This window comes from Metabacillus mesotrionivorans, from assembly GCF_052171315.1.
GTDB lineage: Bacteria > Bacillota > Bacilli > Bacillales > Bacillaceae > Bacillus_P.
The window spans coordinates 105,618-115,030 of sequence record NZ_JBQMFF010000002.1 but is presented as its reverse complement, the minus strand read 5'-3'; the positions used below and the strand labels follow the sequence as shown (position 1 = coordinate 115,030).

Below are 9,413 nucleotides of genomic sequence, written 5' to 3'. Positions count from 1 at the left end.
CAAAGCTACCTGGAAAGCCTGATTTTTCTTTCTTCTTTCACGATAGCGGTTACGGTGGCTGACGATTGCAGCAAGCTGCAGTTTAATTTCATGTATGCGTGTTCTAATATGTCTTCGGTCTGTTTCAAGCTGCGTTTCGCCCGGCCCCCTCGTGCCGATTCCGCCGCCCTGTCTTGAAAGATTGATTCCCTGCCCGCTCAGCCTTGGCAAAAGATACTGAAGCTGCGCAAGCTCCACCTGAAGCTTGCCTTCTTTTGATTTTGCACGCGTCGCAAATATATCAAGAATCAGCTGTGTGCGGTCTATAATTTTCACATCAAGGGCAGCCGACAGATTCCGCTGCTGACTTGGAGAAAGCTCATCATTAAATATAATTAAGTCGGGCGCAACCTCTTCTGAAAGAGCCAGCAGTTCATCAACTTTGCCCTTTCCTATGTACGTTGCCGGGTGGATGCGCTCTCTCTTCTGCGACAGCTGGACGAGCACTTCTCCGTTCGCTGTTTTAGTAAGGGAGGCAAGCTCGCTCATTGTATAACTGAACGCTTCATCTTCTGTCTTCGGGAGCTGGCATCCGACCAGAATGACTTTTTCACTCCCGGTATTCATTGTCTCTTTCAAACGGGTACCATCCTTTTACTCATAATTTTGCTTCTTTATCATACCAAAAAAACAAAGAATCCACTAATGCTTTACGATTTTACGCACATAGGAACCTTTCAAAGACTACTTTAAAAGAAAAGGATTGCATTAAACCGGATACACATATAAAATCAAGACGGCTGCTTTCCCGCAGCCCTGTACTTGTAATTGATGATAGTTCACATCTGCGAAAAAGGGGATACATATATGACGTGGGAAGTATTAAGCATCATCGGCACGATTGCTTTTGCAGTGAGCGGCGCCATTGTTGCGATGGAAGAGGAATATGATATTCTCGGGGTGTATATCCTTGGCATTGTCACTGCATTTGGAGGAGGAGCCATCAGAAATCTTCTCATTGGCGTGCCGGTTTCAGCTTTATGGGAACAGGGAACGCTCTTTCAAATAGCGCTTGTTGCCATGACGACCGTCTTTTTATTCCCCAATAACCTGCTTAAACACTGGCAGAAGTGGGGAAATTTCACCGATGCGATCGGACTTTCGGCATTCGCTATTCAAGGAGCGCTGTATGCTGCAGAGATGAATCATCCGATCAGTGCGGTTGTTGTGGCTGCTGTACTCACAGGAAGCGGCGGCGGAATCGTCCGGGATTTGCTGGCAGGAAGAAAACCGCTTGTGTTAAAATCAGAAATTTATGCAGTGTGGGCTGTCCTAGCTGGTCTTATTATCGGATTTGATCTCGTCCAATCACCTATTCAGCTTTATACACTGTTTATTCTGCTCGTTGTTTGCAGAGTTCTCTCTTATACAAACAAATGGCAGCTTCCAAACCGCTCCATCCACCATTAGAAAAAGCCGCAGTCGCGGCTTTTTTCGTACATTTGCTTATTCCTTAATCACCAGATCCTGACTCAAGATCGTGACAAGTTCGTCCCGCCCCAATTGATTGGCTGTAAGAAGTCTCATTGCCTGGGAGCGTATGGATTTTTCAATGATATTTCTGACATACCTGCCATTTGAAAATTTTGATGGGGCAAGGTTTGTTTTCATGTCATTCAGATGCTCACGGAATTTCATTTCAGCCTCTTTGCTGAATGAATATTCTCTTTCCTTCATCATGCGCTTTGAAATTTCCATCAGCTGTTCAACTGAATAATCCGGAAAATCTACCACGAGCGGAAATCTCGAATGCAGGCCGGGATTTAATGATAGAAAATGATCCATCTCCTTGGAATAGCCTGCTAGTATAAGAACAAATTCATGCTGTTTATCTTCCATATGCTTAACGAGAGTGTCAATGGCTTCTTTCCCAAAATCCTTTTCTCCCCCGCGGGCAAGGGAATAAGCTTCATCTATAAAAAGAATGCCTCCGAGAGATTTTTTAATCAGGTCCCGTGTTTTCTGTGCGGTATGTCCAATGTATTCTCCCACAAGATCTGCGCGTTCCGCTTCAATCAAATGGCCTTTTGAGAGGACATTCATCTGGAAAAATAATTTCCCGATCAATCTGGCCACTGTTGTTTTCCCTGTGCCGGGATTTCCTTTGAACATCATATGAAGAGACTGCTTTCCCGCTTTCAGCCCCTGTTCTTCCCGCTTTTTATTAATAAAAATCCATGCATAAATTTCTTTAATCATCCGCTTCAGTTCATCCATGCCTACAAGCGTATTCAGCTCTGCTTCAATTTCATTTAATATGGCATGCTGCGGTTCTGTTTTAGGTATTTTCAGTTCATATGTGGCTGTTTCGCTGATTCGCTCATGATAGACCTTTTTCTGGCCGCTAAGAATCACATTAATTTGCCCGTTGTTTTTAAATGTGACTGCTTGATCCAAAGATGTTCACCTCACATTCTTTTATTACTATACGTTGCTTGAGGCAAAATCGTGACAAATGCCCATCTAAAAGATGAAATTATTTTTCCACGGAGAAAATATTGCTGAATATTGATGGAATCTGCGCTTTCCCGAGAAATAAATCCATTTCCTGATCATCAGAAGACTTCAGGGAAAAGACAAATAAAAAATCAGCCTCCGCATATGAAGGCTGATTTTGACTGTCTATTCTATTTCAAGGGAAACATGTTTCTGAGGCGCAAACGTTGAAATCGCATGTTTGAAAATCAGCTGCTGTTTGCCTTCTGTTTCCAGCAGGACTGTAAAGTTGTCAAATCCTTTAACAAGGCCTCTGAGCTGAAATCCGTTCAGAAGGTACACCGTTACAAATGTACTTTCTTTGCGCATTGAGTTTAAAAATTGGTCTTGGATATTGACTGTCTGTTTCATGTTTCGTCCTCCTCTTTTCTCTATGTTTTATGTATTCTAGCTTAATTGAAGCTTTCCTGCTATATAAGTGAAAATTTCATTGAATCTGTCATTTGCATCATGCGGGCTGCTTACATCAAACCATTCCACGTCCATTTTGTTGCGGAACCATGTAAGCTGGCGCTTCGCATAGCGGCGGGAGTTCTGTTTCAGCTGATCCACTGCATCATCGAGAGAAGATTTGCCGTCTAAATAGGCGAAAAGTTCTTTATAGCCGATGGCCTGGACAGACTGACAGTCACGGACCCCAATTTCATGCAGCTGTTTTGCCTCAGCAAGCAGCCCCTGCTCCATCATAAGATCAACTCTGTGATCAATACGTTTGTAGAGCTCGCTTCGTTCCATCGTTAACCCGACAATGACAAGGTCGTAGAGCAGCACCTTCTCCTGTTCGTTTAAAAACTCTGTCATCGTTTTGCCAGTGCAGCGGAAGATTTCAAGAGCCCTGATGACTCTCCTCACATTATTCGGATGAATTCTTTGAGCTGATTCCGGATCTGCATCAGACAATTTCTTGTGTATAAATTCATTGCCCCTGGCTGCAGCTTCTTCTTCAAGCATCTTCCTGTACTCAGGATCTGCTGCCTGTTCTGTAAACTGATAATCATAGATAACAGACTGAATATACATGCCTGTCCCGCCGGCAATAATCGGAAACTTGCCTCTTGAATGAATATCAGTAATGAGCGGACGTGCTAATTCCTGAAATTCAGCCGAAGAAAATGACTCATCAGGATTTTTAATATCAATCAGGTGATGGCGCACTCCATCCATTTCTTCAGGAGTGACTTTTGCCGTCCCAATATTCATCCCGCGGTAGATCTGCATGCTGTCCCCGCTTATGATTTCACCGTTCAGCCTTTTGGCAAGCTCAATGCTCAACTTTGTTTTCCCGACTGAAGTCGGTCCAATAATCACGAGCAGTTTTTCTTTCTTCAACCTGTAATCACACTTTCTTGCTTTATATCCGCTTTTCAACATCTTATCACTTTAAATCATTGAACACCAGTTTATTATTTCCAAATATCAGCATGCTCAAACGGCCTTGATGGATTAATATCCGATCGGACCGCTTGTTCTTCCGCTGAACAAATGCTGATGAACCTGTTTCTGCTGCGGAGAGTATACAACCCCTCCAAACTGAGTCGGCTCTCCTTCTGTGTAGTTTCTGTAAGTCTTTCCATAAAACAGATGATAGTGAGTGCCGTCAAGCATGGGAATGGGCGGTCCGGTTTTAACATAAAAGCGGTGATAATGATTGTTGTCAAACGTCGTAACCCCTTCTACATAGTGGTAATGCCTGTCAAATGATGTACCGTTGAGCGGTTTTGAAAATCCAAGCAGTGCATGCGTGTGACCTTCCTGCTCCTCTGTCACGCCCTGATAAAAATGTGCATGGGGAAATGGCAGAGGCTCCCGGAAATTCATTTCCTTCATAAAGCAGCTTCCTTTCAAGCTTTTTATCAACGTATGAAAATCAGGCAGCAAAGGCGCATAAATATCACAAATTGCCGTTTTAACATAGAAAAACAGGGAAATTAGAGAATAATTCTAAATTGAGAGGGGCATGCCCGTTGTTTCAGCTGGAGGATATGATCACTTTCTTCTGGGCTTTCTTCTTTGTTCTGCCCATCGTTGCCTTCATTCATCAGCTTGGGCACTTTGTCTTTGTTTGGATATTTGGAGGAAAGGCCTTTTTTACGTTAGGGAGAGGGAAATCTTTGCTCAGAGTAGGAAAGCTGCAAATTAATCAATACTACTTTTTGGACTCTTTTTGCCAGTACGAACGATTGAGATGGGAAAGCAAATGGACACACGTCCTTGTATATGCAGGAGGATCCATTTTTAACCTGGCCTCCATCATTATCGTAAATACTATGATTCATGCAGGGCTGCTGAATCCGCACATCTTCTTTTATCAATTTGTCTATTTTTCTGTTTACTTTGTTTTCTTTTCGCTTCTGCCATTTAAATATTCAGAGACGCATTCGTCTGACGGCAGATCAATTTATGATGTTATTAAGTATGGGAGCAGCTGCAGCCAGTTTGATTAAAAGTCATTATAAAAAGACCGGACTCTCTGCTGTCCGGTCTTTTTGCGTAAAAAGGTGCCCCAATAATTGGGACACCTCTTCTAACTCATAGAGTTACAGAATATCCAGGGTTAGTGCAAGAGCTGCCAAGACTTGAATTAACAGCTGAATTGTAATAACAAGATCAAGATCAAGCGCTCCAACGTTAACGTTGTGAGAATCTTTGATGAGAATTTCCTGCTCATTTACTTGATCAATGCTTGCAAACTGGAATAACTCTTCACTGAACTGATCAGCCCGCTCAATATCATCAGCGAAAGAAAGTCTGACAATGAGTACGATGGCAGCCTGAATAGCAGCTTGAAGTGCAATTGCAGCCTGAACATCAATTGTCAATACGTTTACATCTGTAGAATCGACAATGCTGATTCTCTCAGATGATCTTTGGCCTGCGCGAACAGATTGTCTTGCTCTTTCAGATACGCCATTTGCAGATCCAAGGCCGCTTCCGCCCATACTCATGTCCATTTCGCCAGCAACTTCTTCTTCATGGCGGCAATTAGACATAATCACTCTGTTTCTTCCCATATTATTTCCCCCCTTTCTCAGTTTTGGATTTTAAATTATTGAGGAAATCCTCAACTTGACCATTTAATTCAGTGACCATGTCTCTAAGAGGTTTTTTCTTATCCTCCGGAATAGCTTTCAGCTTAGTTTCCAATCCATATTTGTCGAGTAGCATTTTGACAAACAGATCCGTTGTTTTACGGTTGATCATGACCATCTCTCCTTCCTGTTTACTCCATCATATTCTCAGCAGGATTATCTGTATGGGGATATAACCTCCTGCAAAAACACATTTTTCGATTTTTTCTGCTGAACGGTTATGTCTTTATTCCTTAAAAATTGGCGAAAATCATGATTTATTAACCCAATCTATATTTTTTGTCGAACATACTCTATTAATAAGATTCAGCAACAAAGAGAATCTGCCTTTCTCTGCAGCATTGAAAATACAGGTGGCTTCACCTGTATTTTCTCATTACGATTAAGGGAAGGAGGAAATCAAATGCAAAAAAAGAAAAACCTGCAACTGAGTGACTTGGTTAAAAAGGCAGGCTTTCAGTTAGAGTCAAACCTCAATCAGACCATAAAGGCAAAACTTAATAACACGGATTTAACCCGAATACTGGCAAACACTCAAAAAAACCCTGATCTGCAGAAATTATTCGGCATCCTGATTCCTGCACAAAAAATTCCCGGCAATGAAGATACAGTAAATACATCCAAACTCGTCGTTAGAACAGAAGAAAAAATCGATTCCATTGAAGAGAAACTTCTGGAGATCGATTCAAAACTTGATGAAATGAGAAATTTAGTTGCTAAAAACAAAAAAAAATAGAGAGGAGCTCTGCATAAAGTGACTCATATCAGTCCGACAGGCTTGAGCAAAACCCCTGTATGGCAGTTAAATAAAATCACTCTGTGGCATTATCCTCCTGCGGTGAGAAACTATCAAACTCCTCTTTTTCTCATTTATTCTCCTGTAAACAGTCCGGATATTCTGGACCTTTTTCCTGGAAAGAGCGTGATTGCCTCTTTCATCCAAGCCGGTTTTGACGTTTACTTGCTTGAATTTGGAGAACCAGGATATGAAGATAAAGATGACACGCTGGAGGATTATGTTGCGAAGTATATTCAAAAAGCAGCAAAAAGAACGCTTCTTCACTCCCGGGCAGAGAGTTTGACGGTCATTGGCTATTGTTTAGGAGGCACGCTTGCGGCGATATTTGCTGCTGTAACAGACCTAAAGATAAAGAACCTGATCCTTTACACTGCTCCCGTGGATTTTGAAGAAACCCACCTTTATGATAAATGGCTGGCTGCATTAAGAGCTGCGGATGAGACTGATATTGAACAGATGAGAGAATGGAATACTTTAATCTCTGCAGCCCGTGTAAAAGCCGGCATGAGGCTGCTTACATCTCCCGTATACTTTACACCCTACCTTGCTCTTTTAGGGAAAACAGATGATGAAGCCTATATGCAGAAATGGATGAGGTTTAATAAATGGGCGAATTCTTATCTCCCGATGCCGGGTGCTTTTGTAAAAGACGTGGTTTTAAAATTAGTTAAAGAAAACAGTTTGATCAGCGGAGAGCTCACAATCAAAAACAAAAAAGCTGAGCTTAAAAACATCTCCTGCAATCTTCTTGTGATCTCCGGAGAAAGTGACCAGCTTGTGTCAGTCAGACAGAGCAGTCCCATCATGGAACATGCTGCAAGCAAGGATAAGACGTTTATGTTAAGTAAAAAAGGACACACGGGGGTAACCATTTCAGAAGGCCAGCTGCCTGAATTTCTGGATAAGTGGCTGCCCCCGAGGTCGTAACAATGAGGGGGATAGAAAATGATGATTTGCTCTTCCATGCCTAAAACAGACCCAGTAACGGAATACTGCGGATTTTCAGCTATTATTTATGCCGGTTTCTTTTTTGGGATTCTGCTGGACAAAAGTGATTTTTCAGGATTTTTTGCAGATAGGTTCTAATGACGAAAACAAGCCCCGCACAGATCAGTGCGGGGCTTGTTTCACATAATGCGCTTAAACATCTTTTCCATTTCATAAATGGAATGATGAATGATAATGGGCCTGCCGTGGGGACATGTAAAAGGATCTGCCGTTTTTCTCAGGGTTTCAAGCAGCGCAAATATTTCATCCTGTCGGAGATGATGGTTTGCTTTTATCGCTGCTTTGCAGCTCATCATGATGGCCGCTTCTTCTCTGATTTTTTTAACGTCTGCCTGCCGATGATCAAGGACTTCCTGTATCATTTCTTCTATGATGCTTCCTTCTTCTCCTTTTGGAAACCACTGAGGGTGTGACCGGACGATAAAGCTGTTTCCTCCAAAAGGCTCCAGAAAAATTCCGACCTGGGCAAGTTCAGGCATTTTCTCTGTCAAAATGACTGCTTCATCCGCTGAGTAATGCAGCGTGATGGGAACGAGGAGCTCCTGAACTTCTGAAGCGACCTGTCCCACTTTTTCTTTATAATATTCATAATTAATCCGTTCCTGTGCAGCATGCTGATCAATTATATAGAGTCCGTTCTCATTTTGGGCGAGGATATATGTGCCGTGCATTTGGCCGATTGGATAAAGGACCGGAATAAGGGATTCAGTGTTTGAATGATCTGCGCCCCGGTCTGTGTACTCCTCCTCCACTGCCGCTTCCTCTGTTATCGTCAGAGTTTCATCAGCAGGTTCGGAGGAATAGTCTGCTGCCTTTTCCACAGCAATAGGAAAATCCTCTTTTACTTGAAAGGCGACGGCCTGTGATTCTGCTTTCCTCGCCGGTAAAATGGGTTCGTCTTTTTTGACGTGGCTGAATGTAAAGCTTTGCTGTTCTTCCGGTGCTTTTTCTTTTCGCTTCGGCAGTGCGGCATCCGGTATCAGCTGTTTTTTTGAAAATGCTTGTTTGATTCCGCTTGTTATCAGTTCATTCAATTCAGCTTCCTTGCTGAGGCGCACTTCCATCTTGGCAGGATGCACATTAACATCCACAAGTATCGGATCCATTTGTATTTCAAGAAAAACGACAGGGAACCGTCCAATCGGCAAAAGCGTATGATACCCCTGCTGAATCGCTTTTACTAGCGGATAATTCTTAATGAATCTGCCATTAACAATCGTAGAAATGTAGTTTCTGGAAGCTCTTGTTATTTCCGGAAGAGAGATAAAACCTTTTACTTCAAAATCAAGTGACTGCAGGTGAATTGGAATCATCTTTTTGGCAATCGGAAGTCCGTATATGCCTGCCACGACCTGGCGCACGTCCCCGTTGCCGCTCGTATGAAGCAGCTGCTTTCCGTTATGAGTCAGCTTAAACGATACATTTGGATTGGACAGCGCCAGCCGGTTCACAACATCTGTTATATTCCCGAGCTCTGTATGAACCGTCTTTACATATTTCAGCCGTGCAGGAGTATTGAAAAACAGATTCGAGACAGTGAGGTCGCTGCCTTTTCTGCTTGAGGCTGATTCGTGCACTTCCACTTTTCCGCCTTTTAGAACCATTCGTGTTCCCGCTCCGTCACCTGTGCTTGTTTTAAGCTCAATATGCGATACGGACGCGATACTCGGAAGAGCTTCTCCGCGGAAACCAAGTGTTCTGATGCGGAACAGGTCATTCTCATCTTTGATTTTGCTTGTTGCATGCCTGTGAAAAGCATTAAGGCAGTCTTCAGGCTGAATGCCTTCCCCATTGTCGATAATACGGATTTTTGCAAGGCCGGCTTCTTCCACTTGAATTTCAATCACGGTGCTTCCGGCATCTATGCTGTTTTCTGCCAGTTCTTTTACGACAGAAGCCGGACGCTCTACTACTTCACCGGCAGCAATTTTATTTGACAGTGAATCGTCTAGGCGGACTATTTTCCCCATCCTATTCACCTT

Annotated in this window: 12 protein-coding genes; 4 read left to right on the top strand and 8 right to left on the bottom strand. The window is 42.9% G+C overall.

The features are described from left to right. Positions 1-606, bottom strand: a 606-nt coding sequence (hflX, locus tag ACTSEZ_RS05460; protein WP_369734056.1) for a GTPase HflX, incomplete at its 3' end; no start/stop codon positions are given. 240 nt (positions 607-846) lie between these two features. On the opposite strand from hflX, the gene ACTSEZ_RS05455 reads away from it, so the two are divergent. After that, positions 847-1,449 (top strand): trimeric intracellular cation channel family protein, encoded by a 603-nt coding sequence (locus ACTSEZ_RS05455; protein WP_369733179.1) that lies wholly within the window; start codon positions 847-849, stop codon positions 1,447-1,449. Between the two features lie 36 nt (positions 1,450-1,485). Here ACTSEZ_RS05455 and spoVK read toward each other — a convergent pair whose 3' ends face one another. The 4 genes from spoVK to ACTSEZ_RS05435 form a co-directional block, all read right to left on the bottom strand. Then, positions 1,486-2,436, bottom strand: a complete 951-nt coding sequence (spoVK, locus tag ACTSEZ_RS05450) for a stage V sporulation protein K (RefSeq protein WP_369733178.1) — start codon at positions 2,434-2,436, stop codon at positions 1,486-1,488. 225 nt (positions 2,437-2,661) lie between these two features. Further along, on the bottom strand, positions 2,662-2,886 hold the full coding sequence (gene hfq, locus ACTSEZ_RS05445; protein ID WP_029281151.1) for an RNA chaperone Hfq: 225 nt from the start codon (positions 2,884-2,886) through the stop codon (positions 2,662-2,664). Between the two features lie 36 nt (positions 2,887-2,922). Next, positions 2,923-3,864: a tRNA (adenosine(37)-N6)-dimethylallyltransferase MiaA gene (miaA, locus tag ACTSEZ_RS05440; protein WP_369733177.1), complete on the bottom strand. Its 942-nt coding sequence runs from the start codon at positions 3,862-3,864 to the stop codon at positions 2,923-2,925. A gap of 114 nt (positions 3,865-3,978) precedes the next feature. Next, entirely contained in the window at positions 3,979-4,362 is a 384-nt protein-coding gene (locus tag ACTSEZ_RS05435) for a YmaF family protein (protein ID WP_369733176.1), read from the bottom strand. Positions 4,363-4,499: 137 nt separating this feature from the next. On the opposite strand from ACTSEZ_RS05435, the gene ACTSEZ_RS05430 reads away from it, so the two are divergent. After that, the gene (locus ACTSEZ_RS05430) at positions 4,500-4,979 is read left to right on the top strand and encodes a hypothetical protein (RefSeq protein ID WP_369733175.1); all 480 of its coding nucleotides are present in this window, start codon (positions 4,500-4,502) and stop codon (positions 4,977-4,979) included. Between the two features lie 93 nt (positions 4,980-5,072). Here ACTSEZ_RS05430 and ACTSEZ_RS05425 read toward each other — a convergent pair whose 3' ends face one another. Together ACTSEZ_RS05425 and ACTSEZ_RS05420 are read right to left on the bottom strand one after the other, a co-directional pair. After that, entirely contained in the window at positions 5,073-5,546 is a 474-nt protein-coding gene (locus ACTSEZ_RS05425; RefSeq protein ID WP_369733174.1) for a spore coat protein, read from the bottom strand. A 1-nt stretch (position 5,547) separates the two neighbouring features. Then, positions 5,548-5,736, bottom strand: a complete 189-nt coding sequence (locus ACTSEZ_RS05420; protein WP_369733173.1) for a hypothetical protein — start codon at positions 5,734-5,736, stop codon at positions 5,548-5,550. Positions 5,737-6,027: 291 nt separating this feature from the next. Between ACTSEZ_RS05420 and ACTSEZ_RS05415 the strand changes: the two genes are divergently transcribed. Beyond that, on the top strand, positions 6,028-6,360 hold the full coding sequence (locus ACTSEZ_RS05415) for a hypothetical protein (RefSeq protein WP_369733172.1): 333 nt from the start codon (positions 6,028-6,030) through the stop codon (positions 6,358-6,360). An 18-nt stretch (positions 6,361-6,378) separates the two neighbouring features. After that, positions 6,379-7,350: an alpha/beta fold hydrolase gene (locus ACTSEZ_RS05410; protein WP_369733171.1), complete on the top strand. Its 972-nt coding sequence runs from the start codon at positions 6,379-6,381 to the stop codon at positions 7,348-7,350. A 200-nt stretch (positions 7,351-7,550) separates the two neighbouring features. Here ACTSEZ_RS05410 and mutL read toward each other — a convergent pair whose 3' ends face one another. Further along, complete coding sequence (gene mutL, locus ACTSEZ_RS05405) at positions 7,551-9,401, bottom strand: DNA mismatch repair endonuclease MutL (RefSeq protein ID WP_369733170.1); 1,851 nt, start codon at positions 9,399-9,401, stop codon at positions 7,551-7,553. Positions 9,402-9,413 lie beyond the last annotated feature (12 nt).

What these genes read in the sequence shown, in the direction of transcription:
- hfq (WP_029281151.1), bottom strand. Translation starts at nt 2,886, where the DNA reads ATGAAACAGACAGTCAATATCCAAGACCAATTTTTAAACTCAATGCGC.
- ACTSEZ_RS05435 (WP_369733176.1), bottom strand. Translation starts at nt 4,362, where the DNA reads ATGAAGGAAATGAATTTCCGGGAGCCTCTGCCATTTCCCCATGCACAT.
- ACTSEZ_RS05425 (WP_369733174.1), bottom strand. Translation starts at nt 5,546, where the DNA reads ATGGGAAGAAACAGAGTGATTATGTCTAATTGCCGCCATGAAGAAGAA.
- mutL (WP_369733170.1), bottom strand. Translation starts at nt 9,401, where the DNA reads ATGGGGAAAATAGTCCGCCTAGACGATTCACTGTCAAATAAAATTGCT.
- ACTSEZ_RS05420 (WP_369733173.1), bottom strand. Translation starts at nt 5,736, where the DNA reads ATGATCAACCGTAAAACAACGGATCTGTTTGTCAAAATGCTACTCGAC.
- ACTSEZ_RS05455 (WP_369733179.1), top strand. Translation starts at nt 847, where the DNA reads ATGACGTGGGAAGTATTAAGCATCATCGGCACGATTGCTTTTGCAGTG.
- ACTSEZ_RS05415 (WP_369733172.1), top strand. Translation starts at nt 6,028, where the DNA reads ATGCAAAAAAAGAAAAACCTGCAACTGAGTGACTTGGTTAAAAAGGCA.